The following is a 23,298-nucleotide window of genomic DNA, read 5'->3' on the forward strand; positions in this document are numbered from 1 at the left end:
ATTCCATGCCCCGGTCGCGTGGCAGGTCATTCTCGCCCCGTCGTCATTTTCCTGGTGAAATGAAATCGACAAGCCGCCAGCCGCTCTTTCCGTTAGAGCCGTCCTCGAGGAAATCCAGCACCGCAAGACCGGCTGTCGGAAAACCGGAGGGCAAGGCTGCATGAAGCAGATCTTCGCCGATCAGAGCTTCCAGCGTGGCTTCCATCGTCGGGTTATGCCCGACCAGCATCACCGATTTTGTATGCTTCTGGGCGGCGATCAGGGCGAGATAGATGTCGACATGCGCCTCGTACATCTCGTCAACGAAAGACACCTCGATCTCCTCGTTGAAAGCCCTTTGCCACGCCTCCGTCGTTTGCCGGCAGCGCGCCGCCGTGGAGGAGATGAGAATGCCAGGTGTGTAGCCCTTATCGGCGGCGATATCGGCGACGATTTCCGCTTCGGCGAAACCGGATTCATTCAATCTACGGTCGAAGTCCCGTTCTCCCGGAGCTGCCCAGGCGGCCTTTGCGTGACGCAGAAGATAGATGCGATATGGCGGAGAATCGATCTGAAGCATGGACCAGCATTCGAAACCAGAAAGGGACACGCGCCATGCTACAAGATAGAGTTGTCGGCCCGCAAGTCCCTTCACCTTTACGCAAGTCGCGTAAATGTGCGTGAAGAACAGATCGGGACGAGAGGTAATAAAGGATAAAAATTAGTCATTTAGATGATTTTTGTGTCAGTTTTAAAAATGCCTGAAAACTGATCTGTAGACTTGAATCGATCTATATCATTGGAGTATACACCGCCGCATTGAGATGTTCTTCGAGGAGAATCGCGTTGAGTGAGAAGATCGATCTTAGCAACTATGTACTCTCGGAAGACGATGAGTTCATGAACACCAATCAGCGGGCGTACTTTCGAGCCAAGCTGATTGCCTGGAAGAACGACATCCTGAGAGAAGCGCGCGAGACGCTGGGTCATCTCGCTGAGGAAAGCGCCAATCATCCGGATCTTGCGGACAGGGCTTCTTCCGAAACGGACCGGGCAATCGAACTTCGCGCCCGGGATCGTCAGCGCAAGCTGATTTCGAAGATCGATGCCGCGCTCCAGCGCATTGACGACGGCACTTACGGATATTGCGAAGAAACCGGCGAGCCTATCGGACTGAAACGTCTGGATGCCCGACCGATCGCAACCCTCTCCATCGAGGCGCAGGAACGCCACGAGCGTCGTGAGAAGGTCTACCGCGACGAATAAGTCGCGGGACGTCCGGTAAGGGAAACAAACATCACACGAAAGAAGGGCGCGGATTTCGGTCCGCGCCCTTCTTGTTCTAATTCATGCTGAGCCTGGAATGTCGTTGCTGCAGACCTCAGCGATCGCGTGTCACGGAAATCTCCCCGAAGATGCGGGCCATTTCCTTCTGCATATCCTTGTCTGGTGTCGCACCTGTAATGGGCGGCTCGACGATGGCATCTTTTTCCGAAACGTTCCGATCTGGAGTAGCGTCGGCAGGCGCGATCGCTGCGGCGTCCTGACCCTTGGCGATCTCGGCTTCCAGAAAACTCTCGAAATCGCTGGCAAGATCGTCGGAGAACTTCGGCTCGGCGTCGGAGGCTAGGATGACAGCGGCATCCGGCTTTTCCGCAGAGGGGGACGGCGGTGTCAGCGTCGGCAGCACGCGTTCACGCGCGGCATCCAGAAAATCAGCAGCGCTGGATTGATCGATGATGGCTTCACGCGCTGTGAAAAGGGCCGCAGGATGTGACGCTTCGGCCTCTACCGTGGCCACTGGCTGCGTCGCGACCGAAACGACAGGCGCTTCCATCCGCTTTGGCTCTGCGCCTTGTGCAGGCGTATCGACCACCGCGGCAGCAAGCGGCAGGACGGGCGCCGCTTGGACGGCAACAGGTGGACGCACGGGGGCAGCCACTTCAGGGACGTGGCGGGCTATGGCCGGTGCCGGTACTGGTGCGACCGAAGAGGAAACGGGTGTAGGGGCAACGACAGAGGCTGGGGCTGGAGCTGCCTGCGGGGCTGGACGCGGGGTGTCGCGGCCAACAGGTGGCGCAGGGCGCGGAGCTGGCGGTATATCGCGCGAAGCAGGTGCCGGGCGTGGCTGTGGTGCTGCCGCTACAGGCGCTCGGGCGACGGGAGCGGCCGGCTCCGCCCTCAATGGGCGCCTGGCCGGTTCTTCTGTCGGTTGGATCGAAGTGGCTGCAACAGCTTGTACCGGAGACTGCTGCTGCAGAGCTTCTCGGCGCTCCTGCGGAAGCACACCCTCCTGTACTTTCATCTCTTGGTCTTGACGCGGCAGCGTCTTCATCGGCACGTCATCCGGATCGCGGACTTCCTTGACGATCGGGATCGCACCAATACCGCTTTCGATGACGATATCGGTCGGTCCACCGATCATGACGAGATGCTCGACGTTGTCGCGGCGCACCAGCACCAGCCTGCGGCGTGCGTCCACTGCCGTGGCATCTAGAACCTGCAGGCGTGGCTGGCGATTCCGGCCGCCGCGGATGAAGGGAGCCGAACCGCTGCGTCTGCGAATGATCCACATTGCGATTGCCAGAAGAAGCAATGCCACGCCGACGCCAACTACCGCGACGATGAGGCGGTTTCCATAGGTGCCGATAAAATCTTCCATGATGGAAATCTTTCCCTTTAGATTTTTTCGGGCAAAAAATGCCGTGTTTCTTTGTTTTGCCGATAGTTAGCAGGAAAAGACGATTTTTTTGGGTCCGTTACAAGTTTTATCCGCCGCTGTCCCGCACATTTGCAAAAGCTCTGAACCATTCGCCGGTTCCGTTGCCGCGACCAAATAGCGAAATCACCGCAATTAAGCTGTTTTCGCTGTGCGTTTTTGGGTCTTTGTGTCGCGGCGGAGCTTTTTGATGTTTGAGCGAGTTGCTACAAGACATCCTGTTGCCCGATTCCGTCGACGAGCCGGGCCTTTCTGATGATACGACCTGCAAGATTGCGAGGCCAAGATGACCCGGGTGCGCCAGCCAAGCGACAACGACCTTCCTTTGGTGGACAGGCGTGCCCGTTCCGGCACGGTTCTGCGCATTCTTCTCCTTGCTCTCGTGCTGATCGCCGCTGCTGCCGCCTTCGTCTACTTCAAGGATTCGCTGGAAAACGAGATCGTTCTCGGCATTCTGGGCGTTCTGGCAATGATGGGGATTTTCTTTCTCGTGTCGTCGATCATCGGCTTCATCGAGGTGATGCCGCAGTCGCGTTCCGATGGTCTGGCCCGCCGTTTTCTATCGGCCCATCCGGATGGCACGCTGATTACCGATGCAAAGGGACGTATGGTCTATGCCAACGCCACCTACTGCCATATGACCGGGACCACCAGGGCCAGCGATATCCAGAGCCTTGAGACGTTGCTGTCGCGCAGCCGCGAATCGACTGAGGCGCTCTATCGTCTCATCAACCTTCTGCGGGAAGGGCGAGACGGCTACGAGGAGTTCCGCCTTCTCAAGCCACTGAGCGAGAGCGCCGGCAATGGCGGGCCGCACTGGTACAGGCTCAAGGGACGTGTGCTGAAAAATGCCGACGATGAGGATCTTCATGTCTTCCAGATCGCCGATATCACGCCGGAGCGCGAAGATCAGGAACGTTTCTTCCGGGAACTGCAGAACGCCATCGATTATCTCGACCATGCTCCGGCCGGTTTCTTCTCCGCGGGGCGCAAGGGCGAGATCGTCTATCTGAATGCCACGCTGTCGGAATGGCTCGGCATCGATCTGGCACAGTTTTCGCCGGGTTCGATGACGGTTTCGGATATCGTCGCGGGCGAAGGCATGGCTCTGATCGAATCGGTCCAGCCGCAGAACAACGCCAAGCGCACTGAAATCCTCGATCTCGACATGCGCCGCGTCAACGGGCAGAGCATGCCCGCCCGCCTCGTGCATCAGGTGACGGCCCGGGATGGTGCACCGGGCGAAAGCCGCACCATCGTCCTTATGCGCCCGAAGGGGCATGAGGACGCGGAATCGTCTTCGGCCATGCGCTTTACGCGTTTCTTCAACAATACGCCGATGGCAATCGCCTCACTGGATGGCGAAGGCCGCATTCTCCGCATCAATGCGCCGTTCCTCAAGATGTTCTCGGGCGTTGTCGGTCGCGACGACATCGACCGCGGCGTGGCGTTCGAAACCGTCATTCACGACAACGAAAAACCGCGTTTGGAAGAGGCGCTGGCCGAAGCCAAGGACCGTCAGGGCGATATTGCGCCTTTCGATTCCCGCCATCCCAAGGATGAAGGGCGCCATTTCCGCTTTTACGTCAATGCGGTCATTGATCAGGATGACGAGGCGCCGGAAGAGGTTGCCATCGTCTATGCCATCGAGGTGACGGAGCAGAAAGCACTCGAAACGCAGATGGCGCAGACACAGAAGATGAACGCCGTCGGCACGTTGGCAGGCGGCATCGCGCACGACTTCAACAATGTGCTGACGGCCATCCTGCTGTCGTCCGATCATCTGTTGCTGCAGGCACGGCCGGCCGATCCGAGTTTCGCCGACCTGATGGAGATCAAGCGCAACGCCAACCGTGCCGCGGTTCTGGTGCGCCAGCTTCTGGCGTTCTCGCGCAAGCAGACCATGCGACCCGCAGTGCTCAATCTGACAGATGTGATCGGCGACCTGCGCATGCTGGTCGATCGTTTGATTTCCGGCACCAACGTCAAGCTGGAAGTCGATTACGGTCGCGACCTCTGGCCGGTCAAGACGGATCTCTCGCAGTTCGAGCAGGTGCTTATCAATCTCTGCGTTAACGCGCGCGACGCGATGCCGAATGGCGGCAAGATCACCATTCGCACCCGCAATATCGATGCGCAGGAGGCCGCCGCGCTTGCTCGCCCCGATATTCCTGCCGAAGACATGGTGATGGTTGAGGTTGCTGATAATGGTACCGGCATTCCGCCGGAGATCATGGACAAGATCTTCGAACCGTTCTTCACCACCAAGGAAGTCGGCAAGGGGACCGGTCTTGGTCTGTCGATGGTCTATGGCATCGTCAAGCAGTCCGGCGGCTACATCTATCCGGAATCCGAAGTGGGCAAGGGAACCGCCTTCCGCATCCTGCTGCCGCGCCACGTCGTCGAAGCGCCTCAGCCGGGCGTGATCGCGTCCGAAGCCTTGGCCGTACCTGTCGCAGCGGTGGAAGAGACCAAGGAAGAGCCGGTCGACCTGACAGGCAAGTCAGCCGTCGTTCTGCTGGTCGAGGACGAGGAAGCGGTGCGGCGCGGTGGAAAGCGCATGCTTGAAACGCGTGGCTATACGGTTCACGAGGCAGGATCCGGCACCGAGGCGCTGGACGTGATGGAAGAGCTGGGCGGCAAGGTCGATATCGTCGTCTCGGACGTGGTTATGCCTGAAATGGATGGCCCGTCACTGTTGCGGGAACTGCGCAAGTCTTATCCCGACCTGAAATTCATTTTCGTGTCCGGTTACGCCGAAGACGCCTTTGCCAAGAACCTGCCTGCGGATGCAAAATTCGGGTTTCTGCCAAAGCCGTTCTCGCTGAAGCAGCTGGCCGTCGCCGTTCGCGAAATGCTGGACGCCAAGGACTGAAAAGGGTCTCCTGATGGCGATCGACAAAACGGGGCCGGTCAGCCGGCCCTTTCGTTTTGTCGGGCGTTTTTTGGATGGCGGCCGAATTGTGAGTTCCAGCAGGGCCGTGAACGCTCAGCCCTTTGGTGCCATTTGAAAATTTCCTGAAGTTTGCCTCTTCGCAAACGCAATAGTGATTGCACCGTTTCTCAAGGGGCTTAAAATCATCACGGAACGACCTAGATATGGAGAGGCGAAGTTCTCCCTCCTGGCATTAAGCCATCGGTTTGAGAACAGTATGGAGAATGATGAAAGATGATCGCTAGGCCGATCTATATGCAGGGTGAAGGCGAAGGGGAGGGCGACGGTTCCAACCGTGGAACGTCCGTAATTACCCGCGTCAAACCTAAGGCGAAAAGACCAAATCTGTACCGTGTTCTTTTGCTGAATGACGACTATACTCCCATGGAATTCGTCATTCACATTCTGGAGCGTTTTTTTCAGAAGGATCGCGAAGCGGCAACCCGCATCATGCTGCATGTCCATCAGCATGGGGTGGGCGAATGCGGGGTGTTTACATATGAGGTCGCAGAGACGAAAGTAAGCCAGGTCATGGATTTCGCCCGACAGCACCAGCATCCGCTGCAGTGCGTCATGGAAAAGAAATGAGGATCGCAACGTGCCAACTTTTTCCCCAAGTCTCGAGAAGGCGCTGCACCAGGCATTGACCTTTGCAAATGAGCGTCACCACGAATACGCGACGCTTGAACATCTACTTCTGGCGCTTATCGATGATGCGGACGCGGCCGCCGTTATGACCGCCTGCAATGTGAACCTCGATGCGCTGCGCAAGACCGTCAGCGATTACGTCGATGATGAGCTTGCCAATCTTGTGACCGGTTACGATGAAGACTCCAAGCCGACCTCCAGCTTCCAGCGGGTCATTCAGCGTGCGGTCATCCATGTCCAGTCATCCGGTCGCGAGGAAGTGACCGGCGCGAACGTGCTCGTCGCCATTTTTGCCGAGCGCGAGAGTCATGCTGCCTACTTCCTGCAGGAGCAGGAAATGACCCGCTACGACGCGGTGAACTATATCTCGCACGGTATCGGCAAGCGGCCGGGCACGTCGCAGACGCGCGCGCCACGCGGTGCTGATGAAAGTGAAGGTGAAAACAAGGCACCCCGCAGCAATCAGGAAGAGGACAATTCTTCTGCCAAGAAGCAGCAGGATGCGCTGAAGGCTTACTGCATCAACCTCAACGACAAGGCTCGCAATGGCAAGATCGATCCGCTGATCGGTCGTCATGACGAGGTGAACCGCACCATCCAGATCCTGTGCCGTCGCTCCAAGAACAACCCGCTTTACGTGGGCGATCCCGGTGTCGGAAAAACGGCAATCGCCGAAGGTCTGGCCAAGCGTATCGTTGAAGGAAAGGTGCCGGAAGCGCTGAAGAACGATACGATCTTCTCGCTCGACATGGGCACGCTGCTGGCGGGAACGCGTTATCGCGGCGATTTCGAGGAGCGTTTGAAACAGGTCGTCAAGGAACTCGAGGAGTTTCCCGGTGCGGTTCTGTTCATCGACGAAATCCACACTGTCATCGGTGCAGGCGCCACTTCCGGTGGGGCCATGGATGCCTCGAACCTCCTGAAACCCGCATTGTCCTCCGGTGCGATCCGCTGCATCGGTTCGACCACTTATAAGGAATACCGCCAGTTCTTCGAAAAGGATCGGGCACTGGTGCGTCGCTTCCAGAAGATCGACGTCAACGAGCCGTCCATCGACGATGCCATCGAGATCATGAAGGGCCTGAAGCCTTATTTCGAGGACTACCATCACCTCAGATATTCCAACGAGGCGATCAAGGCGGCTGTTGAGTTGTCCGCGCGTTATATCTCCGACCGCAAGCTGCCGGATAAAGCCATCGACGTGATCGATGAAACGGGTGCGGCACAGATGCTGCTTCCGGCATCCAAGCGCCGCAAGCTGATCACCGAGAAGGAAATCGAAATCACCATCGCGACCATGGCGCGCATACCGCCGAAAACGGTCTCGAAGGATGACGAGATGGTTCTGGCCAATCTCGAGCAGGAACTTCGCTCGGTGGTTTATGGTCAGGATACGGCTATCGAAGCTCTTTCGACTGCCATCAAGCTGGCGCGTGCGGGCCTTCGCGAGCCGAACAAGCCGATTGGTTCTTATGTCTTCTCCGGCCCCACGGGCGTCGGCAAGACGGAAGTGGCCAAGCAGCTTGCATCCTCGCTCGGCGTTGAAATGTTGCGCTTCGACATGTCGGAATACATGGAGCGGCACACGGTTTCGCGTCTGCTCGGTGCGCCTCCCGGCTATGTCGGTTTCGACCAGGGCGGCCTTCTGACGGATGGCGTCGATCAGCACCCGCATTCGGTCGTGCTGCTGGACGAAATCGAAAAGGCGCATCCGGACATCTACAACATTCTGTTGCAGGTCATGGATCATGGCTCGCTGACGGACCACAACGGCAAGAAGATCGACTTCCGCAACGTCATTCTCATCATGACGACCAATGCGGGTGCGTCTGAAATGCAGAAGTCGGCCATCGGTTTCGGTTCTTCGCGCCGCACGGGTGAAGATGAAGAGGCGATCAACCGCCTGTTCACGCCGGAATTCCGCAACCGTCTGGATGCGATCATTCCGTTCTCGCCGCTGCCGACCGCCGTCATCCACAAGGTCGTGCAGAAGTTCGTCATGCAGCTTGAGACGCAGCTTTCCGAACGCAACGTCACATTCGACCTGCACGAAGATGCCGTGTCCTGGCTGGCGGAAAAGGGTTACGACGAGAAGATGGGCGCCCGTCCATTGTCCCGTGTGATCCAGGAAAACATCAAGAAGCCGCTCGCCAACGAAATCCTTTTCGGCAAGCTGAAGAAGGGCGGTGTCGTTAGCGTCACCGTTGGCAAGAAGGACGACGGAACAGACGGCTTGATCCTTGAGGTCTTGCCGGAAACCGCACCCGTCAAGCCGAAGCCGGAAGCGGAACTGAAAGCTGCCAAGTCGCCGGCCAAAACGGCCAAGGGCAAGGCAAAGTCTACATCCAAGGCCGCGAAGGCGGAGCAGGCCGAGGTTCTAATTCTGGACGCGGACAAGTCCGAAGAAGGACAGAGCCCGCGCCGCAAGGCGAACACGGTTCCCAAGGTGCCGAAAAAGAAGTGACATCGATCACATGATCGATCACAAAATGCCGGACTTCCCGCCCGGCATTTCTGTCTTCAGGAGAGGGATGGACGCGTCGTCAGCCCACCCGTTGCTTGGGGCGCTCTCGCCTGTTTATTGGTCTTCAGACGGGATTGATCTCGTCTCCGTGGCCGAAGATGATTGTGTCGGGTCGTCCCTTCGTTTATGCCCTTCGCCAATCGCCTCTGTCCTGCCGATAATCCGCGCTGGCAGAACGAGCAAGGAAGCGCGTCTAGATGGCAATCCAATCCGAAAGCGATAAGGTTTCCCTCGGTTACTGGTTTTTCCGGGGAATGAAGGGCATTTTTTCCCTGCCGTCCCTCATACTCATGACATCTTTCGTCGGCTTCAGCGCTTTTGCGCTGGAATCGGGCGTCGCCCGCGGCGAGGCGATGTTCATGACGCTGATGATCTGGGCATTGCCTGCGAAAATGATCTTGATCGGTTCAATGGTCGGCGGCGCCAATCTAGCGGCCTGCTTTCTGGCGGTAACACTCTCGTCGGTCAGAATGATGCCGATGGTGGCGTCCATCGTGCCGGAAATGCGGGGTGCGAAAACGCCGACATGGCTGTTGTTGTTCCTGTCGCACTTCGTCGCCATCACCGCCTGGGTCTTTGCCACGCAAAACCTAGCCAACGTGCCACGTGAGGGGCGCGCTGCATGGTTCGCGGGATTTGGTATCACGCTCACGCTCGTCAACACCGTCATTGTCGGTCTTTGTTACGGGGTCGTTGCTGCTTTTCCGCCGCTGGTCGCCGGTGTGCTGTTCTTTCTGACCCCCGTCTATTTCATCGCATCCATCTGGGCGTCCGCCCGGCATTCCGTCGTCAAGGTCGCTTTCGTTATCGGCGTGATCGCAGGGCCGTTGTTTGCCGTCATCGCGCCGGAGTTCGATATTCTTTACGCGGGGATCGGCGGTGGAACCTTGGCCTACCTGATCGACCGCTTCGTCTTCCGCCGCAAGATTGTGCCGGTTTCGCCGGAAGGAGAACCGTGATGACCGACCAATGGTGGGCGACTTACGTTTTCATCGCGATTGCAGGCTGGCTGGCGACCGATCTCTGGCGCTGGCTTGGCGTTCTTGCCGGCAACCGGCTGAAAGAGGATTCTGAGGCGCTTGCCTGGGTCAGGGCGGTTGCAACAGCCCTTGTCATGGCTGTAACGGCCAAGCTGATCGTGTTTCCGACCGGCAGTCTGGAGGCCTCGCCTCTGTGGGTGCGCATCGGTGCAGCCGTTGTTGGCTTTGTGGTGTTTCTCGCTGCTGGCCAGCGCGTGCTGGTTGGCGTAGCTGCACCCATCCTCCTGCTGGCGGGTGGATTGCTCGTGTTGGGCTTTTGATACAGGCCTTATACGAATCTTAAATTCCCCGTTTTACGCTCCTGGTATTCGAACAGGAGCCACGATCATGAAACTCTTCGCCGCGGAACGTTTTGTCCTCAGCGTCATTGCAGTTCTGCTCATGATCGATGCGACGTTGATCGCGGTGACGGGCGTTCGCGTCGACTATGCTGGATATGCCTTCTGCTGGTTGATTGGTGGCGGCGTTTTTTTGCTTGGCCAGCTTTACCGCAAAAGCGGGCGTGATATGCGCATTGCGACGGCGTTGATATCGGCCGGATTGTTTATCCTGTTTTCACTGGCTGCTTCCGTTTTCAACTACATGTTTTTGCCCGTCCATTTTCCAGCGATCGATCCGTTGCTTTTCCGGGTCGATGCCGCTTTCGGATACAGCTGGCCGGATGTGGTGACATGGGCTGCGACCCATCCATGGGTGGGCAAAACCCTGTTTGCCGTTTACGCGACATCGCTGCCGCAGCTTCTGCTGATCGTGATCACGCTCGCCTTTACGGGCAAGGATCGCATGCTGCACCACTTCCTCGTGACGGGTGTTATCGGTGCTCTCGCGAGCATAGTCTTCTGGATTTTTTTCCCGACATTTGGTCCATCGGCCTACCAGTCATTTCCCCAATGGGTTCCACAGATCATCCCGCTCGCGGTTGATGCCGGTTACGGGCAGGAACTCGTTCGTCTTGGACAGGAAGGTGTTACCTATCTCACGCCGAAAAATACCCTTGGCCTGATTGGTTTCCCCTCATTCCACATCTTCATGGCCGCCATGTCCGTGTGGTTCGCGCCGCGCCACTGGCTTTCCATGACGGTGATCTGGACATTGAATGCGCTGATGCTCCCTGCTGTCCTCGTTCAGGGCGGTCATCACCTATCGGATATTTTTGGCGGGCTTGTCGCCTTCGCGCTTGTCTGCCCGCTGTCTGCGCACCTCCTGAACTGGTTGGCTGCGCAGGAACAGCTGCGCGTGGCACGGCGGCCGCAGGTTCAGATACTGCCCGCCGAATAATCCGGCAGGCGATCGATAGTCCGCGTTTCACCCACGAGCCAGTCGAACAGCAGACGTGCCGGTTCGCTCATCCTGTCGGGTTCCTCAAGCCAGTAGGATTTGCCTTCATCTGATGCCTGATCGAATAGAACGACAAGACGACCGCCGGATATCTCGTCACGCATCAGTTCCGTTGGGCATAAACCCACCCCTTGCCCCGCTTTCAGCGCTGTCAGAAGCAGGTTGAAGTCGGCGAAGATCGGCCCAGTGTTCTGAGGGCATTGCGCCTCGTTGGCAGAAAACCAGTCGTGCCAGGCCGTTTCAGTCTCGTCGTGCAGAAGTTCCGCCTTCGCAAGTGCGGCGACATTCGTGATGGCGCCGGATTTTTCAAGATAGGTGGGTGCACATGTCGGCCGTGTTGCTGCACTGAACAGCACAACGGCTTTCCCTGCGGGGTGGACCCCATGCCGGATGACGAGATCGGCAGGGACGGCGTGTTTTGCGTCCAGATAACTGATCGACACCTGTATGTCAGGGTAGAGCGCCCGGAAGCGGGGCAGGCGGGGCGTAAGGAAATACGCTATCACCGAGGGAAGACTGGCCAGCCGTACAATGGAGCGCTCCTTTTTTCCTCGAATCCGTTCCGCCGTCGCTGCGATCTGGCGCAGACTTACGGAGACGGTCTGGCCGAAATCCCGCCCTGCCGGTGTCAATCGAACGCCTCGCGCCTGTCGTACGAAGAGTGGTACGTCCATCCACGTTTCGAGCGTGCGAACGTGTTGACTGACGGCTGCGGCCGTCATTGCGAGTTCTTCCGCAGCCGCGGAAAAACTTTCGAGTCTTGCAGCAGCCTCAAAGGCGCGAAGGGCAGGGAGTGGTGGTAGTTTCATGGCGGCAAAGGCTAGGTCATACTTGGTCTCAGGGCAAGAAAAACCCGTCTTGTCACATCATGTCGCACAGGGCAGTTTGCTTGTTCTGTCGTGCTGTCTTTCGAGGATTCATATGCCGAATACCGTCAACGAACCTGTGTACAAAGAACCGTCGGATGCTGCCGATCGGCGCGCCCGCCGCCCTGTCGTCGTTTACCCGAATGGCACGCTTGAAGCACCAGACCTTTCCAGGCTCGCAAGGGCGAGACAGACAATGGAAAAGGTGAATGAAGTTATCGTGCCGCCGCGCGACGGCCGTACGTTCACAGTGCCGAAGGGACACTTTTTCCGGATCGTCAGTATAGATGGTCCGCAGGTCGGTGACCTCAATCTCTGGAATGCCCATGATCTGACGGAGCGTTTCTTCAGCGGCAAGACGCGCGCCTTGCATGCCACGCATGTTTCCATCGGTGACAGGCTATGGAGCAACCTGCCGTCGCTGCGGCCCATGGCAACAATAACGGGCGATACTCTGGCGTGGTACGGCTGGGACGAGGATGGTGGCGGGCTGCATGATGTGATCGGCACACGCTGTGATCCCTACACCAATCGTCTGCTGAGCGGCGGCGATTACCACCATTGCTGCCATTCCAATCTCACCAATGCGCTGGCGTCATCGAAGGGTTTGTCGTTCAGCGATGCCGAGCCGCATGTGCATGACGTTCTCAACGTCTTCATGTGCACGGGCTTCACCAAGGATACACACCAGTATTTCATGAAGGCGAGCCCGGTTCGGCCCGGCGATTATCTGGAGTTCTTTGCCGAGATGGATCTGCTTGGCGGACTTTCCGCCTGCCCTGGTGGCGATTGCAGCGCCAGCCACTCCAGCGATGTTGCGGTATGTTATCCGCTGAAAGTGGAAATCTACCGGCCGAACATGGCGCTTCTCAGCGATTGGCCCTTCCCGGAACGCAACCCATACTGCAACCCGGCATGAGTAAAAACGCCCCTCCCTGATCGGGAGGGGCATTCTTTCATCTGCAAACCGTCAGGACGCGAGGGCCGCCTTGATCTTTTCGGCGTGCGCCTTCAGCACCTCGCCATCGGCCATCGCACCGGAATGCGGCTTCAGCGGCTGGCCTTCCACGCGTGGAATGACGTGGAAATGCAGGTGGAAGACCGTCTGCCCGGCGGCCGGTTCATTGAACTGCGCGACGTAGACGCCATCCGCATCGAATGCTTCCTTGGCGGCGACGGCAAGCTTCTGCACCACGGGAATGGTGCGGGCCAGCACCTCCGGATCTGCATCCAAGAGGTTGCGCGAACCGGTCTTCGGAATGACCAGGAGATGACCGGGCGCCTGTGGCATCACATCCATGAACGCCAGCGTATGCTCGTCTTCATACAGCTTGTGGCTCGGGATTTCGCCGCGCAGGATCTTCGCGAAGATGTTGTTGTCGTCATAGGTGCTGGCGGTCATCGAAATCTCTCCTCATGTGTAAAAATCCAAAGCAGACTATTCGTCCGTGTCCTGTCTGTTGCCCTTGCGGAATGGTGTATGTTCCTCGAGATAATCGCCGATATGTTCGACTTCCTGACGTTCCCGCTCCAGATAGTCGTCAATGGCGCGGCGCAGTCCAGGATGGACGATGAAATGCGCTGAATGCGTGGTGACCGGCACATAACCGCGTGCCAGCTTGTGCTCTCCCTGCGCGCCTGCTTCGACGCGTTGCAGACCCTTCGAAAGAGCGAAGTCGATGGCCTGATGATAGCAGACCTCGAAATGCAGGAAGGGATGATCCTCGATGCAGCCCCAGTGACGGCCATAAAGCGCATCCGAACCGATGAAGTTGATCGCGCCCGCTATGTAACGCCCGTCGCGTTTCGCCATGACGAGCAGAATGTCGTCTGCCATGCGTTCGCCGATCAGCGAATAGAACTGGCGCGTGAGATAAGGCCGGCCCCACTTGCGGCCTCCGGTATCCATGTAGAAGGTGAAGAACTGGTCCCAGATATCTTCAGTCAGATCGGAACCGGTCAGCCAGTCGATCGTAATGCCGTTTTCGAGCGCGGCGCGGCGCTCCTTTTTCAGTCCCTTGCGTTTGCGGGAAGAAAGCGCATCCAGAAAATCGTCGTGATCACGGTAGCCGTTGTTAACGAAATGGAACTGCTGGTCGGTCCGATGCAGGAATTCCTGCGAGGTGAGGGCTGCAATGTCCTCATCCGTTGCGAAGGTCACATGTGCGGATGACAGGCCGACCTTTTCCGTCACCTGTCCTATGCCGGACGCGAGAAGCAGTTTGACGCCGTCATTGTCGGATGTCTGCGCGGTCAGCAGACGCGGGCCGGTCGCCGGTGTAAAGGGAATGGAGCATTGCAGCTTGGGATAATAATGGCCGCCCGCCCTTTCGAAAGCATCCGCCCAGCCGTGGTCGAAGACATATTCGCCCTTGCTGTGGTTCTTCAGATAGGACGGAACTGCCCCTAGAAGCGCACCTGCTTCGTTTTCCAGCAGCAGATGATGCCCCTGCCATCCTGTCTTGGCGGCCGCTGATCCGGACTCTTCAAGAGAAGATAAAAAGGCGTGAGAAACAAATGGATTATACAATTTTCCTTCCGCGCTGCGCGAAGTTCCGGAAAGCTGTTTCCAGCGGTCCGGATCGATATCCATGAAGGATTGCGCAACGCGGATGGAGTAATTTTCTGTCATGCCGTGGCGGACGGGTTCTCTCTCGGGTCGAAACCTTCGAATGTCATCTGGTCAGCATATTTATAGGTAGTCGCACGGGCATTTTCATCCCTTACGGTCCAGGTAATTACCGGCACGCCAAGTTTTCTTTGCGCTTTGATAAAGCTGTTGGGCAGATGCCCCCAGTGGTAGGAGATGAAGTCGACGCCGATATGCATGGCTTCGTCATGCTTGAAGAAGTCTTCCGGCTTGTCACCTTCGGCAGTCAGTCCCAGAGGCCAGGGTGAACCTGCGGCCTTCAGATTCTTCAGCAGGTGATGATCGAAGCTCATCAGCGCAACGTGACCCTTGTAGCCTTCGAGGTCCTCCAGCACCGCCTCGGCAAACCCGTCATCGACGCCTTCGCCCTCGCGCCCCTTCAGTTCGATCACCAGCGGCACCTTGCCGGCACAGAGCGCGAGAAGCTGCTTGAGTGTCGGCACCTTGTCCCTGGTCTGTCCGACGGACAGCAGCGACAATTCGGCGGAGGTGCGCTCGCGCACGTCACCCTTGATGCCGGTCAGTCTGGTCATTTCATGATCGTGGAAGATCACCGGAACGCTGTCGGCCGCAAGCTGCACGTCGCATTCGATGGCGAAACCGGCTTCAATAGCGCGGGAAAAAGCTGAAAGCGTGTTTTCCCAGATGTCATTGTTCATGTCGTGGTAGCCACGATGCGCAACAGGCTGGTTGATCAGCCAGGACAGTTTGAGCGTCATACGTCGATTTCCACGATCGCGTCGATTTCTACGGCGGCATTGAACGGCAAGCAGGCCATGCCGACGGCGGCGCGCGCATGCTTGCCTGCGTCACCCAGAACGTTCGCGAGAAGGTTGGAAGCGCCGTTGATGACGAGGTGCTGTTCGGTGAACTCAGGAACGGAGGCAACGAAGCCGTTGAGCTTGAGAATTCGGCGGACTTTTGAAAGATCGCCATTTAAGGCGGCCTTGACCTGTGCGAGAATGTTGACGGCGCAAAGTTCGGCCGCGCGCTGGGCTGCAGGAACGTCGACATCGCGACCAACAAGGCCCGTGACCGCAATCTTGCCGGATTCCATCGGCAATTGACCCGATACGTAAAGCAGATTGCCGCTGATGGTGAACGGAACGTAGTTTGCCGCGGGTGCGGCGGCGACGGGAAGCGTGAAGCCAAGTTCCTTGAGGCGGCCTTCGATGACGTCCGACATTTTCGTCTCCGGTTTTGTTGTAAATCCTTCAAGAATCCGGCATTCAGGAGATGTGGTCCCAAAGCCGGGCGGTTGCTTGTACAATATGACTGGCGAGTCCAACAGGAGATAATGCATGTTTGTCAGGAAGCTTGGTTTCGTTGCCACTACAGGGCTGTTGTCCTGCCTGTCGAACGCCGCCAATGCCTTGCCAGCACAGCTTCCCAATCTGATCGCCCATCGGGCAGTGTATGATCTTGAACTAAAGGACGCGTCGGACCGTTCCGGCATCGAGGGCATGACGGGTCGCATGGTCTATGAGTTCACCGGCTCGGCCTGTCAGGGATACAAGACGGATTTTCGTTTCGTGACGCAGATCAATACCGGCGATGCGGTTCGGGTGACCGACCAGCAGACGACGACATTTGAGGATCCTGCGTCGAAAAAGTTCACCTTCGAGACGAAATCCTACACGGATGAGAAGCTGGACAAGGAAGTGCAGGGCGCTGCGAGCGATAGCGATACGGGCGTGAAGGTGGACATCACCCGCCCGGACACGCGCCAGGTCGACCTCGCTGCGTCCGAATTTCCGACAGAACATATGTTTCAGGTGATCGAGAGCGCGAAGCAGGGCAAACGCATCTTCGAGTCCCGCATTTTCGATGGTTCTGATGACGGCGATGAAAGTCTGATTACCTCAACGCTCCTGGGCAAGTCGCAGACGCCGAAGGATGGTGACGTCGAGGCGGGCAAGACGGGCGAATTCGCCAAGGCGTCGTTCTGGCCGGTAACGATCGCCTATTACAACGACAAGACGGGAACGGATGCTCTGCCGATCTATCGCATGTCGTTCAAGCTCTACGAGAATGGAATCACCCGCGACCTGACCATGGATTACGGCGATTTCGTTTTGACCGGAAAGCTCGCGAAGCTTGATATCCTCAAGCCTGAAACCTGCGAAAACAAGCCGGTTCGCTGAAAGGCGCGTCGCGAAAGAGGTTTTTTCGCATAAAAGCTTGCTTTTTATCGCAGGCGATTGTATGCGCCTCACCATTCCACACGCGAAGCTTGGGATGTTCCGGGAGAAATCCGGATCGTTCCGCCCGGTGGTGTCGATGAAAATCGACGCTGTTCGCTTCTCGGGGGTTAAACCGGAAAAGGAGTAACAAGGCATGGCATTGCCCGATTTTTCTATGCGTCAGCTTCTCGAAGCTGGTGTTCACTTCGGCCACCAGACGCACCGCTGGAACCCGAAGATGAAGCCGTACATCTTCGGCGACCGTAACAACATCCACATCATCGACCTGGCTCAGACCGTTCCGATGCTGTCGCGCGCCCTTCAGGTCGTGTCTGACACCGTTGCTCGTGGCGGCCGCGTTCTGTTCGTTGGTACGAAGCGTCAGGCGTCCGAAATCATCGCCGACAGCGCGAAGCGTTCGGCTCAGTACTACGTCAACTCCCGCTGGCTCGGCGGCATGATGACGAACTGGAAGACGATTTCGAACTCGATCCAGCGCCTGCGCAAGGTTGACGAAATCCTCAACTCGGAAGCCTCCGGCTACTCCAAGAAGGAGCGTCTGAACCTTGAGCGCGAACGCGAAAAGCTTGAAAAGGCTCTCGGCGGTATCCGCGATATGGGCGGCGTTCCGGACCTGATGTTCATCATCGACACCAACAAGGAAAAGATCGCGATCGAAGAAGCCAAGCGTCTTGGCATTCCGGTCGTTGCGATCATCGACTCGAACTGCGATCCGGACAGCATCGACTACCCGATCCCGGGTAACGACGACGCATCGCGCGCCATCTCGCTGTACTGCGACCTGATCGCTCGCGCTGCCATCGACGGCATCGCACGTCAGCAGGGCGCTTCCGGTCGTGACATCGGCGCTTCTGAAGAAGCTCCGATCGAGCCTGCGCTCGAAGACGAGGCTGGCGCCTGATAGTCGGCCTTTGGGCGGCATCCTGGATGCCGCCTTTTCAATCAGGATCTGACAGGGCCGTTCTGGACTAGAAAAGTTCGGCGGCCTTGTTTGTTTAAAGTCCGCACTGCTCCCGTTTTCCTGGGAGGCGGTACGGCGCAAGAAGTTTCATGGCAGGCGTTTCATCACGCTGTCACAGTTCCGGGTACATTCGTTCCCAAAATCCGATTTCGGGCTGACGCAGACGCGTCGTAACCGACCGAACCGACAAGAGGCACACAATGAGCGAAATCACAGCCGCAATGGTAAAGGAACTGCGCGAGAAGTCTGGCGCAGGCATGATGGACTGCAAGAAGGCGCTGCTCGAAAACAACGGCGACATCGAAGCATCGATCGACTGGCTCCGCGCCAAGGGTATCTCCAAGGCCGACAAGAAGGCTGGTCGCGCTGCTGCTGAAGGTCTCATCGCCATCGCCGGCGCAGGGCACAAGGCTGTTGTCGTTGAGCTCAACTCGGAAACCGACTTCGTTGCCCGCAACGACGCCTTCCAGGATCTCGTTCGCGGCATCGCCAACGTTGCCCTGACGACCGACGGTTCTGTTGAAGCCATTGCTGCTGCGACCTACCCGGCAACCGGCAAGATCGTTGCTGACACCATCAAGGACGCAATCGCCACCATCGGCGAAAACATGACGCTGCGCCGTTCGGCGGCCCTCGAAGTCGAGCACGGCGTTGTTGCGACCTACATCCACAACGCTGCTGGCGACGGCATCGGCAAGCTCGGCGTTCTGGTTGCCCTGAAGTCGGAAGGCGACAAGGCTGTCCTGACCTCGATCGGCCGTCAGGTTGCCATGCACATCGCTGCAACCAACCCGCTCGCAATCCGTGCTGAAGAAGTCGACGCTGGCGTTGCCGAGCGCGAACGCAACGTGTTCATCGAGCAGGCTCGCGAATCCGGCAAGCCGGAAGCAATCATCGAGAAGATGGTTGAAGGCCGCATGCGCAAGTTCTTCGAAGAAGTCGCTCTTCTTTCGCAGGCTTTCGTCATCAACCCTGACGTGACCGTCGGTGAAGCCGTAAAGGCAGCCGAAAAGGAAGCCGGTGCTTCCATCGAAGTTACGGGCATGGTTCGCCTTCTGCTCGGCGAAGGCGTCGAGAAGGAAGAAAGCGATTTCGCGGCAGAAGTCGCTGCAGTCGCCAAGGGCTGATTATATTTACCCAATCTTGGGGAAACGGGAGGGCATCGCGTGACAACGCGGTGCCCTTCGTGTATCCGCGTGTCGGTTACATTTCCGAGGAGTCATGATGTCTTCCAAGCCGCTCTATAAACGTGTCCTGCTCAAGGCTTCCGGTGAAGCTCTTATGGGCGACCAGGGTTTTGGTATCGATGTTGCGGTCGCAGACCGGATCGCCTCCGATATCGCCGAAGCAAGGGCGATGAATGTTGAAGTCGGCGTCGTCGTCGGCGGCGGCAATATTTTCCGCGGTGTTGCTGTTGCCTCCAAGGGTGGCGACCGCGTCACCGGCGACCATATGGGCATGCTGGCGACCGTCATCAACGCGCTCGCGCTCGCGACCTCGCTGAGAAAGCTCAGCATCGATACCGTCGTTCTTTCCGCAATCGCCATGCCGGAAATCTGCGAAAGCTTTTCGCAGCGTGCAGCGCTCCATCATATCGCGCAGGGTCGCGTGGTGATTTTCGCTGGCGGCACGGGCAACCCGTTCTTCACAACCGACTCCGCTGCGGCGCTGCGCGCTGCCGAAATTGGTGCCGAAGCGATCTTCAAGGGAACGCAGGTTGACGGTATCTACTCCGCTGATCCGAAGAAGGATCCGACAGCGACCCGCTTCGACGAGTTGACCCATTCGGAAGTTCTCGGCAAGGGTCTTGCGGTGATGGACGTTGCAGCTGTTGCGCTCGCCCGTGAAAACCACATTCCGATCATCGTTTTCTCGATTCACGAGAAGGGCGGCTTCGCACAGATATTGACCGGCGGCGGCCGCAAGACCATCGTGCACGACAAATAACCGGAATCGAATGACGCCGCCACGCGCGGAATACGGCCCTTATGGCCGACAGAGATGGAGTATCAAATGAGTGGTGTTGACCTCACCGATATCAAGCGCCGTATGGATGGCGCCATCAATGCATTCAAGAGCGATATCGCGGCGCTGCGCACTGGTCGCGCGTCGGCAAACATTCTCGATCCGGTAACGATCGACGCCTACGGTTCGCGTGTACCGCTGAACCAGGTGGCCAACATCACCGTTCCGGAGCCGCGCATGCTCGGCGTCAATATATGGGACAAGTCGATGGTGAACGCCGTCGACCGCGCGATCCGCGAATCCAACCTCGGTCTCAACCCGATCGTTGACGGCCAGAACCTGCGTATTCCGCTGCCAGAACTGAACGAAGAGCGTCGCAAGTCGCTCGTCAAGGTCGCCCATGACTATGCCGAAAAGGCCAAGGTGGCGATTCGCCACGTTCGCCGCGATGGCATGGATGGTCTGAAAAAAGCCGAAAAGGATGGCGACATCGGTCAGGACGAAAGCCGTGGACAGTCGGAAAAGGTACAGAAAATGACCGACGACACGATTTCGGAAATTGACCGCTTGCTTGGCGAGAAGGAAAAGGAAATCATGCAGGTCTGATCGCAATCACGACAGAACTGTATTTTATTCGTTTTAATTCCGCGCTGCCTACATTGGATCGATATGCCGACGACGACGACACGTTCCTCAATTCCCGAGCACGTCGCCATCATTATGGATGGTAACGGGCGTTGGGCAAAGCAGCGCGGTCTTCCGCGTGTCATGGGCCACCGCCGCGGCGTCGAGGCTGTACGCGAAACCGTGCGCGCCGCAGGCGAAACCGGCATTTCCTATCTGACGCTGTTTGCATTCTCGTCGGAAAACTGGCGCCGGCCGGAGGCCGAGGTCAACGATCTGATGGGGTTGCTGAAGGCATTCATCCGCAGGGACATGGCCGAACTGCATCGCGAGAACGTGCGTGTTCGCGTCATCGGTGATCGCGCGTCCCTGAAGGGTGACATTCGCTCGCTTCTCGAGGAAGCCGAGCATATGACGCGTGACAACACGAAGCTGACGCTTGTTATCGCGTTCAATTACGGTAGTCGCGACGAAATTGCCCGTGCTGCCTCCTCGCTTGCGCGTGATGTTGCGGAGGGCAGGCTGGATGCCTCGGCGATAACGCCTGAGATGATTTCGGCGCGTCTCGACACGGCAGGTATTCCTGATCCCGATCTGATCATCCGCACCAGCGGCGAAGAGCGGTTGTCGAACTTCCTGCTCTGGCAGGCCGCCTATTCCGAGTTTCTGTTCGTTCCCGATTATTGGCCGGATTTCGATCGCCAGCATTTCTTTTCTGCAATCGAGCAATATGCGACGCGTGATCGCCGTTTCGGCGGCTTGGCCGATCAGGTTGCTGTGGCGGGCGCCTGATGAGCGCTGAACTCAGACTGCGGATCATATCCGCGATCGTCATGGCGGCGATCATCCTGACCGCGACCTGGTACGGCGGAATCCTGTTCCGTGTTGTTGCGGGGCTTCTGGCGATTCTCATCTATTACGAGTGGTCCTCGATCACCCGTCTTTCCGAAGCCAACCCCGCCGGCAACGCCTGGGGCTGGTTCTCGGTTGCGGTCATCGCCGGTAACATGATTTTTGGCGAGACATCGCTGGACCTGCCGCTCTTGTCAGGCTTTGCCCTGACGGCTGCGGTGTTTCCTATTTTGAGGGGCCCGAACTGGTGGCTCGTCGGTGGTATTTTCTATGCGGGTCTGAGCGCAATTTCGCTTGCCGCCATTCGCAGTGATGATCTGATAGGTTTAGTTTCGATCCTATTCATCTTCGCCGTCGTCTGGTCTACGGATATCCTCGCTTACTTTGTGGGGCGCGCCATCGGAGGACCGAAACTTGCACCTTCGATTTCACCGGGAAAAACCTGGTCGGGAGCCATCGGTGGCACCGTCGCGGCGCTGATCGGCGGGTCAGCGGTCTTCTTCGCATTTAACGGCCGGGTAGGGTTTGTCATTCTCGGGTTGGCGCTGGTGCTTTCCGTCTTCAGCCAGATTGGCGACCTTTTTGAATCCTTCATCAAGCGTCGTTTTCAGGTCAAGGATTCCAGTCATCTCATTCCCGGCCATGGCGGTTTCATGGATCGGGTTGATGGTCTTGTTTTTGCCTGCTTTACCGTGTTCGTCATTGCGTTCGTGCATGCGGCGGTTACCGGCGATGCGCCCGGATCGCGCGGCGGCCTGTTGCCAGGGTTTTGAAGCTGTGCGACGGGTCATTGGAGTAAGAGGCTAGTCATGAGCACAGTAATGGCCGCAGCCGGTTTTTTGACCGGCTATATCATTCCCTTCATTCTCGTTCTGTCGCTGCTCGTTTTCGTGCATGAGATGGGCCACTATCTGGTCGGCAGGTGGTGCGGCATACGCTCCACGGCGTTCTCTGTCGGTTTCGGGCCGGAGCTGATCGGATTCACCGACCGCCATGGCACGCGCTGGAAGATTTCCGCAATACCGCTCGGCGGCTATGTCCGTTTCTTCGGCGACGAAGACGCATCGAGCAAACCCGACAGTTCCGGCCTGTCCCACATGTCGCTTGAAGAGCGCGCTCAGACCCTGTCGGGAGCGAAGCTTTGGAAGCGAGCCGCGACGGTCGCGGCTGGCCCGATTGCCAATTTCATTCTCGCGATTCTGATATTTGCTGTCCTTTTCGGTATTTATGGTCGCATGATTGCCGATCCCGTCGTCGCGGAAGTGCGCCCAGACAGCGCTGCCGCCGAGGCGGGTGTTCTGGCAGGGGATCGTCTGATCGCCATCGATAATGAAAAAGTGAAGACATTTGAGGACGTGCGCCGTTACGTCGGCATTCGTCCCGGCACGCCGATCGTCGTGACCGTCGAGCGGGCAGGTGAGGAGCTTCGCCTGCCGATGGTGCCGACCCGCACCGAAACAACAGACCAGTTCGGCAACAAGCTGGAGATGGGTATCATCGGTATCGTGACCGACCAGAGCAGCGGCAATTTCCGGCATATCACCTACACGCCGGGTGAGGCTGTGCTCGAGGGCGTAAGGGAAACCGGCCACGTCATAACGGGCACTTTCAACTACATCGGAAACCTTGTGACCGGCCGCATGAACGCGGATCAGCTGGGTGGTCCGGTGCGGGTGGCGCAGGCATCCGGTCAGATGGCAACGCTTGGGATCTCGGCCGTCATTCAGCTTGCAGCGGTGCTCTCAGTATCGATCGGACTTCTCAACCTGATGCCTGTCCCGGTTCTGGACGGTGGTCATCTGGTGTTTTATGCGATAGAGGCGATACGCGGCAGGCCGCTTGGCGCTGGCGCGCAGGAAGTTGCCTTTCGCATCGGGCTTGCCATGATCTTCAGTCTGATGGTATTCGCAACATGGAATGATATCAGCAGCTTGATTGGCTGAATGGGGTGTTTTATCGATTTTGTTAGCGACTTGTTTACCTTGTTTTTATG

General features: G+C 57.8%; 23 protein-coding genes. 16 read left to right on the forward strand and 7 right to left on the reverse strand.

All coding sequences use genetic code 11. From position 1 onward, the window contains the following. Window positions 1–43 precede the first annotated feature (43 nt). Window positions 44–559, reverse strand: a complete 516-nt coding sequence (locus N7578_RS15360) for a histidine phosphatase family protein (RefSeq protein WP_311111155.1) — start codon at window positions 557–559, stop codon at window positions 44–46. Between the two features lie 266 nt (window positions 560–825). On the opposite strand from N7578_RS15360, the gene dksA reads away from it, so the two are divergent. Then, on the forward strand, window positions 826–1,245 hold the full coding sequence (dksA, locus tag N7578_RS15365) for an RNA polymerase-binding protein DksA (protein ID WP_311111156.1): 420 nt from the start codon (window positions 826–828) through the stop codon (window positions 1,243–1,245). A gap of 115 nt (window positions 1,246–1,360) precedes the next feature. On the opposite strand, the gene N7578_RS15370 is transcribed toward dksA, so the two are convergent. Next, a complete protein-coding gene (locus N7578_RS15370) occupies window positions 1,361–2,641 on the reverse strand; it encodes a flagellar biosynthetic protein FliO (RefSeq protein WP_311111157.1) in 1,281 nt (426 codons plus the stop codon). Window positions 2,642–2,984: 343 nt separating this feature from the next. On the opposite strand from N7578_RS15370, the gene cckA reads away from it, so the two are divergent. The 6 genes from cckA to N7578_RS15400 all read left to right on the forward strand — a co-directional run bounded on the left by cckA (window position 2,985) and on the right by N7578_RS15400 (window position 11,123). Then, window positions 2,985–5,573 carry a cell cycle histidine kinase CckA gene (cckA, locus tag N7578_RS15375; protein ID WP_311111158.1) on the forward strand — a complete coding sequence of 863 codons (2,589 nt, stop codon included), beginning with the start codon at window positions 2,985–2,987 and terminating at the stop codon, window positions 5,571–5,573. Between the two features lie 294 nt (window positions 5,574–5,867). Next, complete coding sequence (gene clpS / locus N7578_RS15380; protein ID WP_311111159.1) at window positions 5,868–6,221, forward strand: ATP-dependent Clp protease adapter ClpS; 354 nt, start codon at window positions 5,868–5,870, stop codon at window positions 6,219–6,221. Window positions 6,222–6,231: 10 nt separating this feature from the next. Continuing rightward, entirely contained in the window at window positions 6,232–8,745 is a 2,514-nt protein-coding gene (clpA, locus tag N7578_RS15385) for an ATP-dependent Clp protease ATP-binding subunit ClpA (protein ID WP_311111160.1), read from the forward strand. Window positions 8,746–9,002: 257 nt separating this feature from the next. Beyond that, on the forward strand, window positions 9,003–9,764 hold the full coding sequence (locus tag N7578_RS15390; protein WP_311111161.1) for an AzlC family ABC transporter permease: 762 nt from the start codon (window positions 9,003–9,005) through the stop codon (window positions 9,762–9,764). After that, entirely contained in the window at window positions 9,761–10,105 is a 345-nt protein-coding gene (locus N7578_RS15395; RefSeq protein ID WP_311111162.1) for an AzlD domain-containing protein, read from the forward strand. Before N7578_RS15390 ends, N7578_RS15395 begins: the two co-directional genes overlap by 4 nt. Before the next feature lie 67 nt (window positions 10,106–10,172). Beyond that, window positions 10,173–11,123: a phosphatase PAP2 family protein gene (locus N7578_RS15400; protein WP_311111163.1), complete on the forward strand. Its 951-nt coding sequence runs from the start codon at window positions 10,173–10,175 to the stop codon at window positions 11,121–11,123. Here the strand turns inward: N7578_RS15400 and N7578_RS15405 are convergent. Further along, window positions 11,102–11,992 (reverse strand): LysR family transcriptional regulator, encoded by an 891-nt coding sequence (locus N7578_RS15405; RefSeq protein ID WP_311111164.1) that lies wholly within the window; start codon window positions 11,990–11,992, stop codon window positions 11,102–11,104. The two genes, N7578_RS15400 and N7578_RS15405, sit on opposite strands and share 22 nt — an antisense overlap. A 112-nt stretch (window positions 11,993–12,104) precedes the next feature. Between N7578_RS15405 and N7578_RS15410 the strand changes: the two genes are divergently transcribed. Next, window positions 12,105–12,968 (forward strand): DUF1989 domain-containing protein, encoded by an 864-nt coding sequence (locus N7578_RS15410; RefSeq protein WP_311111165.1) that lies wholly within the window; start codon window positions 12,105–12,107, stop codon window positions 12,966–12,968. Window positions 12,969–13,019: 51 nt separating this feature from the next. On the opposite strand, the gene N7578_RS15415 is transcribed toward N7578_RS15410, so the two are convergent. Genes N7578_RS15415 through N7578_RS15430 form a run of 4 tightly spaced genes read right to left on the reverse strand, consistent with a single transcriptional unit; the run spans window position 13,020 to window position 15,885 of the window. Beyond that, window positions 13,020–13,451 (reverse strand): HIT family protein, encoded by a 432-nt coding sequence (locus N7578_RS15415; RefSeq protein WP_311111166.1) that lies wholly within the window; start codon window positions 13,449–13,451, stop codon window positions 13,020–13,022. A gap of 36 nt (window positions 13,452–13,487) precedes the next feature. After that, a complete protein-coding gene (locus N7578_RS15420; RefSeq protein ID WP_311111167.1) occupies window positions 13,488–14,681 on the reverse strand; it encodes a GNAT family N-acetyltransferase in 1,194 nt (397 codons plus the stop codon). After that, complete coding sequence (locus N7578_RS15425) at window positions 14,678–15,418, reverse strand: glycerophosphodiester phosphodiesterase (protein WP_311111168.1); 741 nt, start codon at window positions 15,416–15,418, stop codon at window positions 14,678–14,680. The genes N7578_RS15420 and N7578_RS15425 overlap by 4 nt, the downstream gene beginning before the upstream one ends. After that, window positions 15,415–15,885, reverse strand: a complete 471-nt coding sequence (locus N7578_RS15430; protein ID WP_311111169.1) for a RidA family protein — start codon at window positions 15,883–15,885, stop codon at window positions 15,415–15,417. Before N7578_RS15430 ends, N7578_RS15425 begins: the two co-directional genes overlap by 4 nt. A 115-nt stretch (window positions 15,886–16,000) precedes the next feature. Between N7578_RS15430 and N7578_RS15435 the strand changes: the two genes are divergently transcribed. From N7578_RS15435 to rseP, 8 genes are all read left to right on the forward strand, one after another. Beyond that, entirely contained in the window at window positions 16,001–16,843 is an 843-nt protein-coding gene (locus tag N7578_RS15435) for a cell envelope integrity EipB family protein (protein WP_311111170.1), read from the forward strand. A 193-nt stretch (window positions 16,844–17,036) separates the two neighbouring features. After that, window positions 17,037–17,804 (forward strand): 30S ribosomal protein S2, encoded by a 768-nt coding sequence (gene rpsB / locus N7578_RS15440; protein ID WP_311111171.1) that lies wholly within the window; start codon window positions 17,037–17,039, stop codon window positions 17,802–17,804. Window positions 17,805–18,064: 260 nt separating this feature from the next. After that, complete coding sequence (tsf, locus tag N7578_RS15445; RefSeq protein WP_311111172.1) at window positions 18,065–18,991, forward strand: translation elongation factor Ts; 927 nt, start codon at window positions 18,065–18,067, stop codon at window positions 18,989–18,991. A 97-nt stretch (window positions 18,992–19,088) separates the two neighbouring features. Next, the gene (pyrH, locus tag N7578_RS15450; protein ID WP_311112522.1) at window positions 19,089–19,811 is read left to right on the forward strand and encodes a UMP kinase; all 723 of its coding nucleotides are present in this window, start codon (window positions 19,089–19,091) and stop codon (window positions 19,809–19,811) included. A 66-nt stretch (window positions 19,812–19,877) separates the two neighbouring features. Then, on the forward strand, window positions 19,878–20,435 hold the full coding sequence (gene frr / locus N7578_RS15455; RefSeq protein ID WP_311111173.1) for a ribosome recycling factor: 558 nt from the start codon (window positions 19,878–19,880) through the stop codon (window positions 20,433–20,435). A gap of 63 nt (window positions 20,436–20,498) precedes the next feature. Beyond that, window positions 20,499–21,245: an isoprenyl transferase gene (locus N7578_RS15460; RefSeq protein ID WP_311111174.1), complete on the forward strand. Its 747-nt coding sequence runs from the start codon at window positions 20,499–20,501 to the stop codon at window positions 21,243–21,245. Then, window positions 21,245–22,078: a phosphatidate cytidylyltransferase gene (locus N7578_RS15465; RefSeq protein WP_311111175.1), complete on the forward strand. Its 834-nt coding sequence runs from the start codon at window positions 21,245–21,247 to the stop codon at window positions 22,076–22,078. The genes N7578_RS15460 and N7578_RS15465 overlap by 1 nt, the downstream gene beginning before the upstream one ends. Before the next feature lie 48 nt (window positions 22,079–22,126). Beyond that, a complete protein-coding gene (rseP, locus tag N7578_RS15470; protein WP_311112523.1) occupies window positions 22,127–23,248 on the forward strand; it encodes an RIP metalloprotease RseP in 1,122 nt (373 codons plus the stop codon). Window positions 23,249–23,298 lie beyond the last annotated feature (50 nt).

Origin of the sequence: Agrobacterium tumefaciens, assembly GCF_031801495.1 — a bacterium.
Classification (GTDB): domain Bacteria; phylum Pseudomonadota; class Alphaproteobacteria; order Rhizobiales; family Rhizobiaceae; genus Agrobacterium; species Agrobacterium tumefaciens_K.

What these genes read in the sequence shown, in the direction of transcription:
- N7578_RS15425 (WP_311111168.1), bottom strand. Translation starts at nt 15,418, where the DNA reads ATGACGCTCAAACTGTCCTGGCTGATCAACCAGCCTGTTGCGCATCGT.
- N7578_RS15405 (WP_311111164.1), bottom strand. Translation starts at nt 11,992, where the DNA reads ATGAAACTACCACCACTCCCTGCCCTTCGCGCCTTTGAGGCTGCTGCA.
- N7578_RS15410 (WP_311111165.1), top strand. Translation starts at nt 12,105, where the DNA reads ATGCCGAATACCGTCAACGAACCTGTGTACAAAGAACCGTCGGATGCT.
- N7578_RS15360 (WP_311111155.1), bottom strand. Translation starts at nt 559, where the DNA reads ATGCTTCAGATCGATTCTCCGCCATATCGCATCTATCTTCTGCGTCAC.
- tsf (WP_311111172.1), top strand. Translation starts at nt 18,065, where the DNA reads ATGAGCGAAATCACAGCCGCAATGGTAAAGGAACTGCGCGAGAAGTCT.
- N7578_RS15430 (WP_311111169.1), bottom strand. Translation starts at nt 15,885, where the DNA reads ATGTCGGACGTCATCGAAGGCCGCCTCAAGGAACTTGGCTTCACGCTT.
- clpS (WP_311111159.1), top strand. Translation starts at nt 5,868, where the DNA reads ATGATCGCTAGGCCGATCTATATGCAGGGTGAAGGCGAAGGGGAGGGC.
- N7578_RS15460 (WP_311111174.1), top strand. Translation starts at nt 20,499, where the DNA reads ATGCCGACGACGACGACACGTTCCTCAATTCCCGAGCACGTCGCCATC.
- N7578_RS15415 (WP_311111166.1), bottom strand. Translation starts at nt 13,451, where the DNA reads ATGACCGCCAGCACCTATGACGACAACAACATCTTCGCGAAGATCCTG.
- rpsB (WP_311111171.1), top strand. Translation starts at nt 17,037, where the DNA reads ATGGCATTGCCCGATTTTTCTATGCGTCAGCTTCTCGAAGCTGGTGTT.
- cckA (WP_311111158.1), top strand. Translation starts at nt 2,985, where the DNA reads ATGACCCGGGTGCGCCAGCCAAGCGACAACGACCTTCCTTTGGTGGAC.
- frr (WP_311111173.1), top strand. Translation starts at nt 19,878, where the DNA reads ATGAGTGGTGTTGACCTCACCGATATCAAGCGCCGTATGGATGGCGCC.
- N7578_RS15465 (WP_311111175.1), top strand. Translation starts at nt 21,245, where the DNA reads ATGAGCGCTGAACTCAGACTGCGGATCATATCCGCGATCGTCATGGCG.
- N7578_RS15435 (WP_311111170.1), top strand. Translation starts at nt 16,001, where the DNA reads ATGTTTGTCAGGAAGCTTGGTTTCGTTGCCACTACAGGGCTGTTGTCC.
- N7578_RS15420 (WP_311111167.1), bottom strand. Translation starts at nt 14,681, where the DNA reads ATGACAGAAAATTACTCCATCCGCGTTGCGCAATCCTTCATGGATATC.
- rseP (WP_311112523.1), top strand. Translation starts at nt 22,127, where the DNA reads ATGGCCGCAGCCGGTTTTTTGACCGGCTATATCATTCCCTTCATTCTC.
- N7578_RS15370 (WP_311111157.1), bottom strand. Translation starts at nt 2,641, where the DNA reads ATGGAAGATTTTATCGGCACCTATGGAAACCGCCTCATCGTCGCGGTA.
- N7578_RS15400 (WP_311111163.1), top strand. Translation starts at nt 10,173, where the DNA reads ATGAAACTCTTCGCCGCGGAACGTTTTGTCCTCAGCGTCATTGCAGTT.
- pyrH (WP_311112522.1), top strand. Translation starts at nt 19,089, where the DNA reads ATGTCTTCCAAGCCGCTCTATAAACGTGTCCTGCTCAAGGCTTCCGGT.
- N7578_RS15390 (WP_311111161.1), top strand. Translation starts at nt 9,003, where the DNA reads ATGGCAATCCAATCCGAAAGCGATAAGGTTTCCCTCGGTTACTGGTTT.